The sequence below is a fragment of the Brevibacillus sp. NRS-1366 genome (assembly GCF_050467985.1).
Genome location: NZ_JBITPN010000029.1, coordinates 29,468 through 47,212, shown reverse-complemented (window position 1 = coordinate 47,212; position 17,745 = coordinate 29,468). Strand labels below are relative to the sequence as shown.

Annotated in this window: 18 protein-coding genes; 3 read left to right on the top strand and 15 right to left on the bottom strand. The window is 49.5% G+C overall.

All coding sequences use genetic code 11. From position 1 onward, the window contains the following. Window positions 1–56 precede the first annotated feature (56 nt). The 12 genes from ACIFQN_RS24005 to ACIFQN_RS23950 all read right to left on the bottom strand — a co-directional run bounded on the left by ACIFQN_RS24005 (window position 57) and on the right by ACIFQN_RS23950 (window position 13,330). Window positions 57–1,331: a TRAP transporter large permease gene (locus ACIFQN_RS24005; protein ID WP_429835561.1), complete on the bottom strand. Its 1,275-nt coding sequence runs from the start codon at window positions 1,329–1,331 to the stop codon at window positions 57–59. A 4-nt stretch (window positions 1,332–1,335) separates the two neighbouring features. After that, window positions 1,336–1,827: a TRAP transporter small permease gene (locus ACIFQN_RS24000; protein ID WP_429835560.1), complete on the bottom strand. Its 492-nt coding sequence runs from the start codon at window positions 1,825–1,827 to the stop codon at window positions 1,336–1,338. A 60-nt stretch (window positions 1,828–1,887) separates the two neighbouring features. After that, entirely contained in the window at window positions 1,888–2,919 is a 1,032-nt protein-coding gene (dctP, locus tag ACIFQN_RS23995) for a TRAP transporter substrate-binding protein DctP (protein WP_429835559.1), read from the bottom strand. A gap of 17 nt (window positions 2,920–2,936) precedes the next feature. Then, complete coding sequence (locus ACIFQN_RS23990) at window positions 2,937–4,052, bottom strand: NAD(P)-dependent alcohol dehydrogenase (RefSeq protein ID WP_429835558.1); 1,116 nt, start codon at window positions 4,050–4,052, stop codon at window positions 2,937–2,939. Between the two features lie 106 nt (window positions 4,053–4,158). Beyond that, entirely contained in the window at window positions 4,159–5,193 is a 1,035-nt protein-coding gene (locus ACIFQN_RS23985; protein WP_429835557.1) for a zinc-dependent alcohol dehydrogenase, read from the bottom strand. A 527-nt stretch (window positions 5,194–5,720) separates the two neighbouring features. Next, window positions 5,721–6,722 (bottom strand): LacI family DNA-binding transcriptional regulator, encoded by a 1,002-nt coding sequence (locus ACIFQN_RS23980; RefSeq protein WP_429835556.1) that lies wholly within the window; start codon window positions 6,720–6,722, stop codon window positions 5,721–5,723. Window positions 6,723–6,906: 184 nt separating this feature from the next. Further along, entirely contained in the window at window positions 6,907–7,983 is a 1,077-nt protein-coding gene (locus ACIFQN_RS23975; protein ID WP_429835555.1) for a tartrate dehydrogenase, read from the bottom strand. A 29-nt stretch (window positions 7,984–8,012) separates the two neighbouring features. Continuing rightward, on the bottom strand, window positions 8,013–9,209 hold the full coding sequence (locus ACIFQN_RS23970) for a 6-phosphofructokinase (protein ID WP_429835554.1): 1,197 nt from the start codon (window positions 9,207–9,209) through the stop codon (window positions 8,013–8,015). Window positions 9,210–9,226: 17 nt separating this feature from the next. Continuing rightward, window positions 9,227–10,663 (bottom strand): aldehyde dehydrogenase family protein, encoded by a 1,437-nt coding sequence (locus ACIFQN_RS23965; RefSeq protein ID WP_429835553.1) that lies wholly within the window; start codon window positions 10,661–10,663, stop codon window positions 9,227–9,229. Then, window positions 10,660–11,640 (bottom strand): transketolase family protein, encoded by a 981-nt coding sequence (locus ACIFQN_RS23960; RefSeq protein ID WP_429835552.1) that lies wholly within the window; start codon window positions 11,638–11,640, stop codon window positions 10,660–10,662. Before ACIFQN_RS23960 ends, ACIFQN_RS23965 begins: the two co-directional genes overlap by 4 nt. A gap of 4 nt (window positions 11,641–11,644) precedes the next feature. Beyond that, window positions 11,645–12,487 carry a transketolase gene (locus ACIFQN_RS23955; protein ID WP_429835550.1) on the bottom strand — a complete coding sequence of 281 codons (843 nt, stop codon included), beginning with the start codon at window positions 12,485–12,487 and terminating at the stop codon, window positions 11,645–11,647. A gap of 282 nt (window positions 12,488–12,769) precedes the next feature. Then, window positions 12,770–13,330, bottom strand: a complete 561-nt coding sequence (locus ACIFQN_RS23950) for a DJ-1/PfpI family protein (protein ID WP_429835549.1) — start codon at window positions 13,328–13,330, stop codon at window positions 12,770–12,772. Between the two features lie 144 nt (window positions 13,331–13,474). Here ACIFQN_RS23950 and ACIFQN_RS23945 point away from each other — a divergent pair, with 144 nt between their 5' ends. The 3 genes from ACIFQN_RS23945 to ACIFQN_RS23935 all read left to right on the top strand — a co-directional run bounded on the left by ACIFQN_RS23945 (window position 13,475) and on the right by ACIFQN_RS23935 (window position 15,127). Beyond that, the gene (locus ACIFQN_RS23945) at window positions 13,475–13,879 is read left to right on the top strand and encodes a winged helix-turn-helix transcriptional regulator (protein ID WP_429835548.1); all 405 of its coding nucleotides are present in this window, start codon (window positions 13,475–13,477) and stop codon (window positions 13,877–13,879) included. A 117-nt stretch (window positions 13,880–13,996) separates the two neighbouring features. After that, the gene (locus tag ACIFQN_RS23940; protein WP_429835547.1) at window positions 13,997–14,509 is read left to right on the top strand and encodes a hypothetical protein; all 513 of its coding nucleotides are present in this window, start codon (window positions 13,997–13,999) and stop codon (window positions 14,507–14,509) included. A gap of 15 nt (window positions 14,510–14,524) precedes the next feature. After that, entirely contained in the window at window positions 14,525–15,127 is a 603-nt protein-coding gene (locus ACIFQN_RS23935) for a YqaA family protein (RefSeq protein ID WP_429835546.1), read from the top strand. 88 nt (window positions 15,128–15,215) lie between these two features. On the opposite strand, the gene motB is transcribed toward ACIFQN_RS23935, so the two are convergent. The 3 genes from motB to ACIFQN_RS23920 form a co-directional block, all read right to left on the bottom strand. Beyond that, window positions 15,216–16,025, bottom strand: coding sequence for a flagellar motor protein MotB (gene motB, locus ACIFQN_RS23930; RefSeq protein ID WP_429835545.1), 810 nt, complete (start codon window positions 16,023–16,025; stop codon window positions 15,216–15,218). Further along, window positions 16,018–16,821, bottom strand: a complete 804-nt coding sequence (motA, locus tag ACIFQN_RS23925; RefSeq protein WP_429835544.1) for a flagellar motor stator protein MotA — start codon at window positions 16,819–16,821, stop codon at window positions 16,018–16,020. Before motA ends, motB begins: the two co-directional genes overlap by 8 nt. Before the next feature lie 113 nt (window positions 16,822–16,934). Then, window positions 16,935–17,666: a ZIP family metal transporter gene (locus ACIFQN_RS23920; RefSeq protein WP_429835543.1), complete on the bottom strand. Its 732-nt coding sequence runs from the start codon at window positions 17,664–17,666 to the stop codon at window positions 16,935–16,937. Window positions 17,667–17,745 lie beyond the last annotated feature (79 nt).

Here is a 17,745-nt window from a genome sequence, read left to right as displayed (position 1 = left end):
TGAACAGACCTGTGGGTAGAATCGCTTACCCGTGTCTTATCTCAAGGTGTCAATCCTCATTTCATTAAGGAAGGTATCCAGGTGGACAACGATGGAATGAAAGAAATGACCAGCACGTCGACGAACAGCAGGATGATCAGAGGGACGGCTGCCCGGGCGATTTTGCTGATGGATAGTCGCGATATTTGTGCGACGACGAACAGGTCGATTCCTACAGGCGGCGTCACCAGCCCGATGGCGAGATTAACTACCATAATCGTCCCGAAATGAATCGGGTCAATGCCCAGGTTCACGGCCGTACTAAACAAGAGCGGCACGAAGATGAGGATGGCTGCGCCTCCGTCCAAAAACATCCCGGCCAAAAGCAGCAAAATGTTGACCATGATAAGAAACATATATTTATTCGTTACCATTCCGGAGACGAAATCGTACACCATATCAGGCACGCCTGTGATGCTGACAAAAAAACCGAACAATCCCGCAGCTCCAATCACAATCATAATGACTGAGCTGGCCAGGGCAGAGTCACGCAATGTTTCCATCAGTTGCTTCAGGCTGATTTCCCGATAAACGAGAAAACCTACGACAAAAGAGTAAACAACTGCCACAACTGACGCTTCTGTAGGAGTAAACACACCGGAATATATGCCGCCCAGGACGATAACCGGCATTACAATCGCTAGGATGGCTTCTTTAAAAGATTTTCCAACGTCGCTGTAGCTTCTCTTCTCCATCCCGTGATAACCGCGTTTTTTCGCAATAATGTAGGCGCTGACCAGAAGGGACAACGTGATGAGAAGCCCTGGCAAAATACCCGCCAAGAACATGTCCCCGATGGATACTTCCGCAGCTACCCCGTATAAAATCATCGGAATGCTAGGCGGAATGATGACACCAAGTGCCCCTGAAATTGCCTGATTGGCAGAAGCATATTCCGGATGATAGCCTCTTGCCACCATTGCAGGAATCAAGATGGAGCCGATCGCAGCAGTCGTCGCCGCTCCCGAACCGGAAATGGCGGCAAAAAACATCGAAGTAATAATGGCTACCATAGCCAGTCCGCCTGTACGATGTCCGACGAGAGCACCAGCAAAATTCACCAGTCGCTGCGACATTCCGCCAGCTGACATGAGATTCCCCGCCAGGATAAAAAACGGAATCGCCATCAAAGGAAATGAATTGAGCGCCACAAAGATTCGTTGGGGAACGATTTGCAACGGCAGGGAATCGTGCATCCAAATCCCTGCAATGGTCGCCAAGCTAAGGGATGAAGCAATCGGCACACTGATAAAAAGAAGAACCAGCAAAGCCACAAAGAAGACAATCAGCATGATTTCACCCCTTTTCTCCAATAAACTCTTTGATGATGCTGGAAAGGGAATTCAGGAGCATCAGTCCCCCTCCAATTGGCAAGGATATATATACCCAAAACATGGACAGCCCGGTTCCAGGTGCGATCTGTCCGGCAAAATTTTGTGCCAGCTTCCAACCGAACACGATCAGGATGTAATAAAAGACGAAGGAAATGAGATGAGTAGCAATCTTCAGCCATTTCTTCGCACGATCACGCATCAGCTCCGGCACGATCTCAACCGCAAGCAGGCTGCCTTTGCCAAGCGCGACCGCTGCCCCGACCATAATCATGAAAATCATCAGGAATCTCGACAATTCTTCCGACCAGGCAAGCGACGAGCCCATCACATAGCGGGCCACAACCTGCCAAAAGATCAGAATCGACATGACGCCGATGATGACTGCCAGGCACCATCCAAAAAATTTATTCAGTGCATCTATCAGTTGCGTATACTGATGCAAGAGGTTTCTCATCTTCTGCACCCTTTCTCGTAAGAAGGGAGGCAACCCATGTCACCGCACTTCCTTCCTGCGTTATTGCTTGTAATTGCGGACCTTATCAATCATTTCCTTGCCGATTTGCGGCGCCCATTTCTCATAGACGCTCTCTACCTTGGCTTTAAAGGACTCCTTGTCCGGCGTCGCTACAGTCACGCCATTTTCCTTGAAGAAAGCAACAGCTTCATCGATCTTGTCTTGGTTTGCTTTTCTCCCAATCGGCACGGCGTACTTGGCTGCTTGCTTCACGGCTTCCTGCTGCTCAGGCGTCAACGATTCGAACTTCGCTTTGCTGATTGCCAGTGGAGCTGGTGAAAATCTGTCTTCAAGCAGTGTCACCTGCGATTGAACCTCGTAAATTTTGGAGGACTTGATCGTAGCCGGCGAATTGGAATGACCGTCGATTACTTTTTGCTGCAATGCGGTAAATACTTCTGTCCAGGCCATCGGGGTAGGGTCTGCCCCATACGCCTTCCACGTGTCGATCTGAACTTCATTTTCCTGAACGCGAATTTTCATATGGGCCACGTCATTGACCGTCTGAATGGGTTTGTTGGAAGTTGTGGAGACGAAGCCGTTTTCCATCCAGCCCAGAATTTTCACATTGGCTGCCTGTTCAAATTTTTGTGCAAGTTCATCCCCAAGGTCTCCATCGAGCACAGCATGGGCATGGTCGAGGTCGTTAAACAAAAACGGAAGGTCGAACATATTGAATTCCTTGACCCAGTTGCCCATCGGCCCCGCTGAAATCAAGCCCATGTCCAACGAGTTGAGCCCCATCATTTCAAAGACTTCGCGCTCTCCCCCGAACGTGTTGTTGTAGTGGATTTTGACGGACATCTGTTTGTTTGTGAGCCGCTCCAGCTCTTCTTTAAAGGCTTTTGCCGCAATATCGAATTTGGCTCCTTCCGGCTCGGGAATGCTCAGATTCAGGACGATCTGATCGCCTGAACCGGTAGCAGAAGAACCGCTCGCTCCAGTAGAGGAAGACGTGCCCCCTCCTCCGCACCCCGCCAAAGTCAGGGCCAAAGCTGCTGTCACACACATCCACTTCATCGCTTTTTTCATCACTTTTTCCTCTCCCCTCAGGGTTGATCGTTACTGCTTGGATTCGGATACACGATAACCTTCAAACTGCCGCTCTTGTTGGTGCGAGCCTGCTCCATGGCCTGCTGAAGCTGATCCAGCGAGTAAAAATCAGTGAGCAGTTCACTTGTCGGAAAAGCTCCTTCTGCCAGGAGAGCAATCGCCTGCGGATACGTGTTTGTATACCGGTACACGGCGTACATGTCGATTTCTTTTTGCAGCATGAGGGTGATGTTGAGCGGTACCTCTTCTGCTGCCGGGAAGCCGATTACGACCAACGCTCCGCCCCGTTTGATCAACGGAACTGCCGATTGCAGCGCTTTTTCGTTGCCCGAGGTTTCCAAGATCGCATCGACGCCCTCGCCGCCTGTCACCCCAGCGATCACGTCATCGACAGACTGCTTCGTGATGTCGACCACATGTGTTGCTCCCATCTTGGTTGCAGCAGCCAGACGCAATGGCTCCACATCGCTTGCGATAATGGTCGTGGCCCCAAATGCTTTGGCGGCCATCACGGTCAAAAGTCCGACGGGTCCCATCCCGAAGACAGCGACCGTGTCACCCGGCTTGATTCTGCCTCGTCTCACAGCATGAATTCCGACAGACAATGGCTCAGCCAAGGTTGCCTGCTCAAAGGACAAGCTGTCAGGCAGCGGAAAGAGGAAATCTTCCCTGTGCTTGAGATATTGAACAAAAGCTCCTTTTACCGGAGGCGTGGATAGAAACTGGACTTCAGGGCAAAGATTGTAGCGCCCCTCCTTGCACCACCTGCAGCTCATGCAGGTGGTGCCCGGTTCAATCGCCACCCGGTCTCCTACCCGAAAACGTTTCACACGCTCCCCGACGGATACCACGATACCTGCGCATTCATGGCCCTGTATGTGCGGGTATTGGACCATCCTGTTGCCGATCTTCCCGTGGGCGTAGTAATGAACGTCAGAACCGCAGACGCCGACCGCCATCACCTTAACCAGCACTTCTGTTCCGCTTACCTGCGGAACTGGAATCTGCCTAATACCCACTTCCAGTACACGATCGAGAAATCCCGCACTCATTGTCTGCGGAATATGGTGTTCCCGCTCTTTTTCCTGGACTTCCAGCATGGTTTTCCCCATCCTTTCCCTCCTGCAGCGATTTTCAAGAAATTATCCAGATTTGTAAAGTAAGCGCTTAACCAATCAAATTTTAATGGCACACTCCCTAGGACAACAGGGCAGACCGTTATTCCCCATAGTGAATCAAAACTTTGCCCGCAGTCTTCCTCTCGCACTTCTGAAAAGCTTCCTCCCATTTATGAAGCGGCATAATGTCTGTGATGATAGAAGAAAGATTGATTTTTCCTTGTTTCAAAATGTTCATGACCCGGTCCCATGTCTGCATGGAGTGAGCCAGGGAGCCAAACACCGCAAGCTGCTTGTAGAGAATCGTATCGAAATCCAGCGTGATCTCCTTCCCTACAATCCCGACCTGAATGTAAGTGCCTCGCTTTTTAAGCGCTTTCAAACAACTGCTAATGGACAGTCCCACACCTGCACATTCCACCGCTACATCGACGCCGCTTCCTCCCGTTTGCTTATGTAGGATGGCCTCTAGATCTTCCACGCTCACATTGACGACGAGATCCGCGCCCAGCTTACGTGCCAGATCGAGCCGCAGCACATCCGCATCCGTACCGGCAACAATGACCTTGCAGCCTTTCATTACCAACAGGGAAAGGCACATCAGACCGATTGGACCTGGGCCGGACAAGAGGACCGTATCTCCAACCCGAATCGTCGTGAGCTCCTCGATTGCCTGCACTGCGCAAGCGAGAGGCTCGGAAAGCGCCGCTTCCTCCAGACTCACTTCTGCTGGAATTTTATACACCATATCTTCCCGGACGTGAACGAAGCGGGTAAAGCTTCCGTTCACCCCGTGCCCCATTCCTCTGCGGTCCGGGCAAAACATGTAATGCCCGACTCTGCAATAGGAGCAGGTGCCGCATGTAATCGCAGTGGATGGCAAGATTGTTACCCGATCACCGACCTGGCAGGAGGTCACTTCAGCCCCCACCTCTGCTACAACCCCGGAAAACTCGTGCCCCATGATGACAGGCGGATAATTTTTAAACGTGTCATGATAGATGTGGAGATCTGTACCGCAGATGCCAGTATAAGCCACTTCAATCTTGACTCCGTCTGGCTGGCAAACCGGCTCTGGAACCTCCCTTACCTCTACATTGCCGAGACCTGGACTTGCCTTTACGAGTGCTTTCACGAACAGCAACCCCCTTGATAATCTAGCCTTATTCAATTGGTAAAGCGCTTTACTTTCTTTATGTTTTGAATTATAGACTAAATTGTTATGAAATTAAAGATATTTGCACTAGTTTTTTATTTTTAGTACGCCTGTCAGGTCTTTATTAAGAAAACCTTTATCGAGGTCTCCTCAAGGAGGAGCGACCGCGTTTTAGCGGAAGGTTATTCTTGCTGAATCAGGAAGCGGATGCGCGAAGTTATACTTTCTGATTCAGTAAGAAAACCTTTATCGAGGTCTCCTCAAGGAGGAGCGACCGCGTTTTAGCGGAAGGTTATTCTTGCTGAATCAGGAAGCGGATGCGCGAGGTTTATACTTTTTGATTCAGTAAGAAAACCTTTATCGAGGTCTCCTCAAGGAGGAGCGATCGCGTTTTAGTGGAATGTTTTCATGCGCTCCAGAATTCATAAGCGTAGCCCTTATAAATTCTTATACGTTCAAAAACGCGCTCCCTGATAAATGAAAGGAACGCGCCCTAAGGGATTCTCCTACGACTCGTAGCGTGCTGTCGAGTCGCGAACGATTAATTCTGGCAACAAGACGACCCGCTGCCTATGCCTTTTTTGTCCGTTGATTTCTTGCATGAGGAGATTCATAACCTGTGTCCCCATGTCCCTAATCGGCTGGGCAACCGTTGTCAGAGGGGGATCAGTGACGGATGCCCATACGGTATTATCAAAACCCACGACAGACAGGTCACGCGGGATAGAAAGTGCCTGCTCCCGTGCGGCCTGTATGGCTCCCATCGCGAGCAAATCATTGCAGGCAAAAATCGCAGTTGGACGATTTTTCTGTTGCAAAATTTGCTCAGCCAACTGCTTGCCGCTCTCGACATCCGACTCACTGACGTATTCGACTTCACTCGGATAGGCGATCCCCGCTTCTTCCAAAGCCTGCCTGTAGCCACGCATCCGTTCGCGGTTGCTCCACAAGTCCCTTGCGATAATCGCGATATTGGTATGTCCGAGTGCCAGCAGATGAGAGGTCGCCTGATACCCTCCCAGAAAGTCGTCTACCGCAACCGTATCTACCTCAAGCGACGGAATCTCCCTGGCGATAATGGCTGTCGGAACCTTCTGCTTGATCAAATCTTTGACAGTCTCAATGTTTTCGAAACCGGAAGCCAGGATGATCCCATCCACACTTTTTTGCAACAGAAGTGAAATATACTTGGCCTCTTTTGCTGAATCGTAGTCTGAACTGCAGATGACCAAATTGTAGCCCAGCACGTGTGCCCGATCCTCAATACTGCGAGCGATTCCGGAGAAAAACGGATTCGCCAGATCAGGAATCATCAGCCCGATTGTATACGTTGACTTTCCCGTTAATGCAGAAGCAACAACACTCGGTTGATAGTTCAATTGTTTCATAATATTCAATACATTTTCCTTGGTTTTCTCGCTGATCCGTCCTGTATTGTTGATCACCTTGGATACGGTAGCAATGGAGACACCAGCTTCTCTTGCAACATCGTAAATAGTGGGTTTCATGAAATAACCTTCCTATCAATTGGTGGTTGCTTCTCTGTTACTTTCTCCTCCTTTGTCAACACAAGAATGTCCGATAGAGCATGGAGGAAAGCGCTTTATCAACCAGTATACAGGAATGAAATTCCCTTCGCAACCGGCATGGCCCCTCCCTCCGGCGTCATCCGTTTCACATCAGGAAAACAAATCAGGAACGGATAAGATTGCCCAGTGCGCTGCGAACCGCGTCTCCGACTTCAGAGGTTGTCGATGTACCCCCCATATCAGGCGTCAACACCGTTTTTTGCACCATGACCTCTTCGATCGCAGACAGCACTTGGCGTCCCCAATCCTCGTGCCCGAAAAAATCGAGCATCTGGCTGGCCGACCAGACCGCAGCAAGCGGGTTGGCGATTCCTTTTCCTGCAATATCAGGAGCAGAACCGTGAATCGGTTCAAACATGGACGGGTACTTCCGCTCCGGATTGATATTCGCTCCGGCAGCAAGCCCCATGCCTCCCGCTATCGCCGCTCCCAGGTCCGTCAAAATATCCCCGAACAGATTCGAGGTCACGACGATTTGGAAGCGTTCCGGCTCTTTGACGAAAAACATGCTGGCTGCATCAACCAAATAGCTTGCTGTCTCCACATCCGGGTATTCTTTTCCGACCTGTGCAAAAATCTGATCCCAAAACACCATGGAATAGTTCAGGGCGTTCCCTTTGCTGATGCTGGTCAGTGTCTTTCCGCTCGCCCTCGCCACTTCATAGGCATACCGAATGATTCGCTCAGTCCCTTTGCGTGAAAAAACGCCTGTCTGCAGTACTACCTCATTTTCTTGTCCGGGAAAGAGCCAATCGCCCGCCCCTGCATACTCGCCTTCGGAGTTTTCCCGTATGACCAGCATGTCGATACTCTCCCGAGAGACATCTGCTAGCGGGCAAGGAGCTCCTCTCAGGAGTTGAATGGGACGCAGGTTGACGTACTGGTCAAATCCTTTCCGGATCGTAAGCAACAAATCCCACAGCGAAACATGGTCCGGTACGCCCGGATAGCCAACGGCTCCCAAGTAAATAGCGTCAAAGCCTGCCAACTGTGCGAGGCCGTCCTCGTCCATCATCTTGCCGTGCTTCACATAATACTCGCATCCCCACGGAAAGTAGGTAAAGTCAAAGCGAAACTTGCCAGACAACTCTGCTGCACGATCAAGAATCTTGACGCCCTCTGCGATCACTTCCGGTCCGATCCCGTCACCTGATATCACCGCGATTCGGTACGTTTTCAAGCTGAACACCTCCATACTGTAGTGCTTTTTTATATCGTTTCATAGACTGGCAGGCCATTGTTCATCGGAACGAACATTTCACCCTGTATGAGCGGCTCAAGATAATGATGGAAGCCTTCCGTTACCTTGCAGGTTTGCTCATTATACCATTCAATGGGAAATGCTTGTTCACGACCAGCCACATCCTCTAAAAGAACTTGCTCGTACGAAACCTCGTAAGGAAAATTTCTAATGCGGTGCAAGGCTACCATCACACCTGACCGACCTTCCAGCGCCCATCGCAGGGCAACCTTTCCGGCTTGGTATGCCTCGTCTGCATCTCTTTTGGATGAGATTAGCATACCGCTTCTCTGCCAGATTCCAGGCAGAACATTGCGGGCATTCAAGCTCGTGTGTTGGTTTACCTTTTGTGCAAGATACGTACTGACTCCTCCGAGCTGCGGCCGCCCGACAGGGTCTTGTGCCAATGAATCCTCTGCAAGCAGCCTTCCAGATCGGTCGCGAATTCCCTCTGAGACCACCGCGAGAACGGATCCGTTTTGCTCATAGCTGGCAGTAATGTCTTGCAAAAACCGCTCGAGGGAAAAAACCGACTCGGGAATGTAGATCAAGAGTGGAACAGCAGCTTCAGAGCGAGTCACCAGGGAGCTGGCCGCAGCCAGCCAACCTGTATTTCTACCCATCGTCTCCACAATGGTCACTTTCTTGCTTCGCGGCTGACTCCTGATATCCATAGCAATATCGAGCACGCAGGTCGCGATGAATTTCGCTGCACTTCCATATCCTGGAGAATGGTCGGTTAGAACGAGATCGTTATCGACGGTCTTGGGGATGCCGATTACTTGCAGGTCATATCCGATCCTCTTTGCTGCTGCGTCAATTATGTGAGCTGCTCTCATCGAACCATTCCCGCCAATATAGAAGAAGGAGCGGATGTCATGCCGACGCATTTGCAGGACGATTTGTTCCACGTCAGAATCCTGCAGCTTGTAACGCCAGGAACCAAGCGCAGCACCTGGGCTGCAGCGAAGGCTGTTGACCTTCGTCGCAGGTAGTCCTGACAGCCCGACATAATCTCCATGCAGCATCCCGTATATCCCGCGCCTGGCCCCGTATATTTCTTGGACCGCCCCTGATTCCTTTGCTTGTGTCAATATACCGCAAAGCGAATTGTTAATAACGGCTGTCGGGCCTCCAGACTGAGCGATGAGACAATTTCCTCTCACGGATGCCAACTCCCTTTTTACTCATCCAGATTAATTACGACCGTGACGGTTTCCATCATCTCCTGCATGGCATACGCCGGCCCTTCCTTGCCCAGCCCGCTTTCCTTCACTCCGCCATACGGCATGTGGTCAGCCCGGAAGCAGCACGTATCATTAATGATCACACCACCAACTTCCAGCAAATAAGGCAGCCGGTGCGCCAGACTGAGCGATTTCGTATAGACGCCTGCCTGCAAGCCGTATTTCGAATCATTGACCAGCCCGATCGCTTCCTCTATGGTGCTATAGGTAGAAATGGAGACAACTGGAGCGAACACCTCTTCATCTACTACCTTCATTCCTTTTTGTACGCCCGTCAGGACGGTTGGCTGGAACAGGCTTCCGTTACGCTTGCCACCCGTGATGAGCTTTGCCCCTTGTTCCACCGACTCCTGTACCCAGGTCTCAATCCGGCTGGCTTCTTTCTCGCTGATCATCGGACCGACATCGGTAAGCGGATCGAGGGGATCACCTACCCGAAGGTTCGAAACATGCCCGAGGAAAGCCTGCATGAATTCCTGCTCGATGCTCTCATGAAGGAAAATGCGCTGTACGGAAATGCATATCTGACCAGCGTGGGCAAAAGCCATCTTGGCAAGCTTGGCTGCCGCTTGCTGGATATGCGCATCCTCATGGACAATCGTCGCCGAGTTAGAGCCCAACTCCAACGTCACCTTGCGCATCCCGATCGTCTGCTGGATATGCTTCCCGACTTCAGGCGAACCGGTAAAGGTGTAGAGTTGAATGCGCGGGTCCTTGAGAAGTCTTTCTCCGACCGTTGAGCCGCTCCCAACAAGGCATTGCACATAGCCCTTGGGTACGCCTGCCTTTTCCAGCAATTCGCACAGCTTCAATGAAGTCACCGCTGTATCGGAAGCAGGCTTGATGATAATGGGATTCCCTGCGGCAAGAGCGGGAGCTACTTTGTGTGATACCAGATTCAACGGAAAATTGAACGGCGTGATGGCGCAGACGATGCCAATTGGCTTTTTCACGGTATACATCATTCTGGAACCAATGCCCGGTGAAGCCTGGCTAGGAATCATACTTCCCGTCAAATATCGCGCTTCGTTGGCAGCCAGTTGAAAGGTATTGGCCGAGCGGAGTACTTCTACTCTGGCATCCGTAATCGGCTTACCGCCTTCTTGCGCTATAATTGCCGCAATTTCATCGGCACTCTCTGTCAATAGCTCGGCAACCTTCATCAGCACCTGGTACCGATGCTCCACAGCAAACGGAGTCGACCTCAATACCCGCTCTGCGGCGGTGACCGCACTGTCTACTTCCTGGTCGCCCGCCATACTGATTTGCGCGAACAATTCACCGTTATACTTGTTGTACACCTGATGTGCCCGGTTGGTTTCCACCCACTCTCCCGCGATAAACAAACGCTCTACAGCCGTTCCCGTCGTCATACTCTCATCCCTCCCCCGCCGTTTTTCTTTGCGATCGCTTGCTTGGTTACCCGGACCACGTCGGCCGCTCCAATCTCATATTTGGCCAGCAGCTCCTCATTTGATCCCGACTCCGAGTTGCGGTCACGTACACCCACGCGCAGCATGGGAACAGGATGGTGTTCAACCAGCACCTCTGCTACCGCGCTTCCCAATCCTCCGTAAATATTGTGCTCTTCGGCAGTGACAAGCACGCCTGTCCTGGCTGCGGCAGCAATGATCGCATCCTGATCGATAGGCTTGATAGTAGGCAGATGAAGCACGGCTGCCGAGATCCCTTCCTGCTCCAGGCTGGCGGCGGCTGCCAATACCCGACTGGTTTGCGTGCCGGTCGAGACGATCGTGACATCTGTTCCTTCCTTTAGCGTGATGCCTTTACCAAGCTGAAACTTGTACGTTTCTTCGGAAAAGAGCTGTGGCAACGGATCGCGCGCAACCCGTATGTAAACGGGGCCGTTGTACTGATGGGCAAACAACATCATTTTTTTCAATTCAACCGCATCTGCTGGAGCTAATACGATCATATTGGCCAGACTTCGCATGATGGCGATGTCTTCAAGGGCCTGATGTGTCTTTCCCGTGCATCCTGTTAAAAGTCCGCTGTACGCACCGATCATTTTGACATCGAGCTTGGGCTGGGCGATCGATATGGCGATTTGATCCAAAGCCCGTTTGACGATGAAAGCGGCAAAGGAACACACCCATGGCTGAAAACCAACAGTCGCTAGTCCAGCGGCAACACCCAGCATGTTTTGCTCTGCAATGCCCATCTGCAAAAACTGCTTCGCGTTGTTTTCTGCAAGCTTGTCGATTTTGGTGGAGTTGGCCAGGTCTCCATCCAGCCCCAGTACCCTCTCGTCAGCGGTACTCAGCTCCAACAAGGTTTGCCCAAAAACATCCCGCATCGCTACCTGTTTGTCTGTTTGAATTTGGATCATCTGCCTACGCTCCCTTCCCGATTTCTTGCAACGCTTTTTGCAGTTCTTCGCTTGTCGGAACCTTGGAATGCCACAAATAGTTGTTCTCCATGAAGCTGACGCCTTTTCCTTTGACGGTATGGGCAACAATCACCGTTGGCGTTCCCTTGTTCTGTTTTGCCTGCTTCACAGCGGAAAGAATCTCTTCCATGTCATGTCCATCAATCGTGATGACATTCCAGCCGAATGCGTTCCACCGTTCCTGCGGTGCATGGACAGGCAAATCACGGGCGCCGTCCGCTCCATTCCAGCCGTATTGCTGAAGCTTGTTGTAGTCAAGGATGACAATCAGATTATCCAGGCCGTAACGAGAAGCGATATCTGCTGCTTCCCACACCTGACCCTCCTGTGATTCTCCGTCCCCCAACATGCAATAGGTGTAGAACGATTCATTTTTCAGCTTCGCTCCCAACGCCATCCCCACCGCAGCCGATATCCCTTGACCGAGAGATCCTGTAGACATATCCAGCCCTGGAAGAACATTCATGTCAGGATGGGCTTGCAATCTGGAATCAATGGCATCGAACGTTTTCAGTTCCTCGACAGGCAGATAGCCTTTCACAGCGAGTACGCTGTACAGCCCGATAGCGGAGTGGCCTTTTGACAAGACAAACCGATCACGTCCTTCCCAATCTGGCTGATCCGGTCGAATGTTCATACTGTCGAAATAAAGAGCGACCAGAATGTCTGTAGCTGACATCGGTCCGCCAATATGTCCAGCGTTGGCATGATGAACGCTTTCCACAATTAATTTTCGTACCTGTGCAGCTTTACTACTAAGCTCGGTCAGTTTACTCAGATCACTCATCTTTTCCCCTCCTTAAAGACAGGTAAAGCGCTTACTCAAATTTCAAAAAAGACATCCTCGCATGAAATGACGAGGACAATCACCCATTGGTTAACCGCTTACCCTTTCAGAAGATATTATATGTCACTCGTTTCAAAAAAACAAAGTGTATTTTCTAAAAATTCTTTCGTATTTTTATCTTCTGCATGACAAAGCTCTTGATTTCATTCACTTTCTTCTCAAAAAAAACCCTCTCCCCAGTTCTCTCCTTTTCAATCATGGTAGGGAGATAGGGAAAGGGCTTTACGCCAACGCGTTTACTTGTTTGACAAACTCTTTCATTAAGGACGGCAGGTCGTTCCACGCATGGCCGGAAATCAGATTGCGATCCACATGGAAGCGGGTTTCGACATACTTCGCACCTGCTGCTTCAACCTCCGGACGGCAAGCAAAGTAGGCGGTCATTTCCCGGCCTTTGATCTCCTCTGCAATCACGGTAAGTGCCACGCTCGCATGACAGAGGATCATGATTGGTTTATTCTTTTGAAAGAAGTGGCTTGCAATCCTGGCAAAATCTTTATGGAGACGAATATGCTCGGGAGCACGTCCACCTGGAATGATCAGAGCATCATATTGTTCAGGGTCAATCTGGTCGAATGAAGCATGCGCTTCAAGCTGATACCCTCGTTTTTCCGTAAACGTTTGCCAGTCTTCAAAATCGTGAACCACGGTATGGAGCCATTTTGTATCGGTTGGTGAAGCGATCGTGACTTCAAATCCTTCCTCCAAACAACGATAATAAGGATAGTATGCTTCCAAGGCTTCTACTGCATCGCCTGTTACGATCAATACTTTTTTAGACATTATAGCGCCACTCCTTTACAATAGAGAATGTTTCGACATGAATTATTATAGGTCGACAAAACGAGCAACATAAGAATGCACTTTTTTGTGCGGTGGTTACAAAAAAGATACTATTGCTACATTGTTGACTGCGAGGGGAATGGAATGTCCGACTTACGAAAAGAGACCCAGGAAAAAATCAGGAATGGAGATTTTACCTGTTCCAAGGAACTGACCTTATCGATATTCAGCGGAAAGTGGAAAGTCGTGATTCTCTGGCATCTGGGAGTAGAAGGACCACACCGCTTTAGTGAGCTTCAGCGTTTGTTCCCCAAAATTACACATAAAATGCTGACCAGTCAGCTAAAAGAGCTGATGGAAGACGGGATTGTTCATCGGGAGGTATTTCCGGATGTACCACCTCGAGTAGAATACTCCATGACTGCGCTCGGGATGACCTTACTGCCGATTATTGAAATGATGTATGAGTGGGGCGAAAAACGGATGGAGGATTTGAAGCTGGAAATTGGGGAAAGCCAACCAGTTGAGGAACCTACGTCGAGAACATAAATAATCCGCCTCAGGTCCAGTAGAAATATCCGCCGTGGGTACGTTTTTGGATAGCCAATGATTTTCGGATAATAGAGACATTGCGACTATCCAAAAAAGCGTACGGATGTGAACTCGATGCTGGTCAAAGAGAAACCAATCTATATTGTCCTCTCCGATACAGGTACGTTATTTACACGAATGATCCGGTGGTATACGAAAGCTCCTTTTAACCACGCTTCGATCGCTTTTGATCCGCAGCTCAATGAGGTCTATAGCTTTGGCCGAAAGGATCCCCGGAATCCATTTGTCGGCGGCTTCGTAAAAGAAAATGTGCGTGATGGATTGTTTAAAGATGCTACACTAGCGGTATATCGCTGCTCCGTCAGCGAGTGCCAATATAAAAAAATCCGTGATATCGTAAGTCGTTTTGAAGGAGAATCGCATCTATACAAATATAACTTGCCTGGTTTACTCGGCATACTGCTGAATATTCCGGTCAAACGAAAGTATGCCTTTTTCTGTTCGCAATTCGTTGCTTCTGTGTTCGAGCAAGCTGGTGCAAGGCTTGTGCAAAAATGCTCAGCACTCACTACCCCGGCGGATCTGGAGCGGTCGAGTGAGCTAGAATTGATGTTAAAGATAGGGTAAAAAAAGGAGAAATAGATGGTTCAGAACACTTTGGATTTTTTAATGGAATATGGCATTTGGGGAATTGTCATACATTCCTTCGCAGACGCAATCATCTTCCCGATTCCGGTTTTCTTTCTTCAAGTATCACTGAGTATGATTGATCCTTCATCAGCTTTATGGATTGCAACCTTCGGATATTTCGCGTGTCTTCTCGGTACCCCAGTCGGTTATTTCCTTGGTAAATTTTTGGGCAAATCGATCCTCTATAAAATTCTCAAAAAAGAGTGGATTGATTCGGCAACAGCGATGTTTCAGAAAAAGGGCGAAGCGGCCATTTTCGTCGGTTCGTTCACACCTATTCCGTTTAAAGTGTTTACCATTTTGTCAGGCTGCTTGAACTTCCCTTTATGGAAATTGATTGGCTATGCTGCTATTGGACGGGCCGTCAAATTTTACGTGGTCGGGTTCCTGTTTTATTTTTACGGGCGTATGGCGGAAAGTATGGTAGATGACGTTTCGCTCTATATATTTCTCATCATGATTCCGATCGTGCTGGTGGGATTTCTTTTGAAAAGAAAGTATAACAAAAGTCGACAGTTGAAAGAATTGAGCAAACAGACTAGCAGTGATTCATAAAACTCGTCAAAAAGCCGCTGACCGACAGGCTGGATGGATAAGAAAAAAGGGATAGCACAGAAGCGCTATCCCTTTTCCTTTTCTATTTCTATGGATCCATACTATTTTTCGGAGGAGAGGCCAGATCGCGTAAAATTGCTACCTCTACCCGCCGATTTTTGGCTCTGCCCTCTGTCGACGTATTCGGAGCCACCGGATGGTACTCGCCCATTCCTGTCGCACTAAACTTGGTCGGATCGAGGCTTTGGTTTTCCAGCAAAACCTTCAGGAAATTGACGGATCGCTTCGCACTCAAATCCCAGTTGGAAGGAAATTCAGGACGATGAATCGGCACGTTGTCCGTATGGCCTGTGACTGTTACTTTTTTCGGATGAGGAACCAGCATGCCCGCCATCTCCGCTGCGAGCTTCCTCGCCTCCGGCTTCAGAACGGCGCTACCCGAATCGAACAACGCATTGTCCAAGATCGTAATCAGAAGTCCCTCTTCTGTCAGCTTGGTCTGGAGCTTGTCCTGCAGCTTGTTTTGCTGAATGTACCCTTCTAGCTGGGTCTGCAGTTTTTTCAGATCTTCCGTCTCTTTGCGAACAGCCTCTTCCAGCTTTTTCTCTTCTTCCGTCTTCTCTTTTTCCGCTTGCTGTCCACCCTTATGTATGGTTTGCTGTGCCATGTTTGGATCTAGTGGAACCGGACTTGGTTGGTTCAGAACGCCAACACCACCGTTCAGCGCAATGTTAAAGGAGCGAACCATTTGATCGAACTTCTTGGCATCCATCTCACTTGATGCAAATAACACGATAAACAGAGCGAGCAGAAGGGTGAGTAGGTCAGCGTATGGAATCAGCCAAGACTCGTCCATATGCTCATCATGCTGAGCATGTCTTTTTGGTCGCTTAGCCATTTACCGCCGCTCCTTCCTCCTTCTTCTCTTCCTTCAATTCGGCACGCTCCCGGAACGGAATGTACACAAGCAGCTTTTGCTCGATAGCAGCCGGAGAGACTCCCGCCTGAATAGATAAAAGTCCTTCGACCATAATTTTCTTAATTTCAATTTCTTGTTTGGATTTTCGTTTCAGCTTGGTAGCGAATGGATGCCACAGGACATATCCCGTAAAAATCCCGAGTAGGGTCGCTACGAACGCGGCTGCAATAGATATACCCAGCGCATCAATATCACTCAGATTGCCAAGTGCTGCAATCAGCCCGACTACCGCCCCCAATACCCCGAGAGTCGGCGCATAGCTACCGGCTTGGCTAAAAATGAGTGCCCCTGCCTGGTGGCGTTCTTCAATGGCATAGATCTCTTCATTGAGGACATCGCGAACAAAATCTGGCTCTCCGCCGTCGATGATCATCTTCATACCGTTTTTGAGGAACGGGTCTTCAATTTCATCGGAAGTGTTTTCCAGAGCCAGCAGACCTTCCCGACGGGCAATTGATGCCCAGTTCATAAACTGACCAATCAGTTCTCTTTTTGCAGGGAGTTGTTGCTCTTTAAAAAGAACCTTGAAAAGGGCAGGAACCTTTTTCAGTTCTGACATAGGAAATGCATTTAAAACAGCGGCAGCCGTACCCACTATGATAATCATGAACGCTGCTGGATTCAGTAATGCACTGGGACTCGCATGCTTCAAGATCATCCCGACAACTACTGCGACAATACCTAGTACGATACCTATCAAGGTAGACTTTTCCATCGTGACACTCCCTACTTCCATAATCGAAATCTATCTATATATGGTTTCGGTATTTTTGGCTTGTTTTGTGAGGGGAAGTTACATAAAATCCGTACTCTTTTAGAAAAACGGGCTTAGCCGAACAACTGAACCATGCCAATCATGACCAAAAGACCGAGAATAAACGAAAAAGTAGCCGAACGCGCATGACCGTCTCCATGGCTCTCCGGTATCAGTTCTTTGTATACGATAAACAACATGGCCCCTGCCGCAAACGAGAGACCGTATGGAACCAGCCCTTCTACAATCCCGGTGAGATAATATCCGATGACTGCAGATACGATCTCCACAGACCCCGTCATCGTCGCGAGCAAGAACGCTTTGAATTTGCTCACCTGCTGATTGATGAGAAAGAGCGCAACCAAAAATCCTTCTGGCGCGTTTTGCAGACCAATGGCAAAGGCAATCAAGCCACCCAGCCCCGCCTGCTCACTCGAATAACTCACCCCTACAGAAAGCCCCTCTGGAATATTGTGCAGGGTGATCGCCGATATAATTAACAAGGCTTGCGAATCCATGGAAATATTCACTCTTGTATGTTCTAGATCGATGTGCGGAATGAGGCTTTCCAAAATGGTTAGCATCAAGGTTCCGGTAATAACCCCGAGGCAGACGATCAGAAAAGGCGCATTATTCATCGCCTGCGGAATCAAGCTGAAAGTAGATGCAGCCACCATGATTCCCGCCGTAAAAGCTAATAAAATATCGCGCCACCGATGCGTAACCGTTTTGAAAAAGAGTATGGGCAGAGCACCCGCACCTGTGGCCATAGCGGATAGAATGCTTCCCATCAAAAGTTGTTCCATTTCGGTACCTCCACGTCTTGATTACGCTCTTTCAAAATGATACCACTAAGCCTAATCGGAAGGTAATGAAAACACGAAA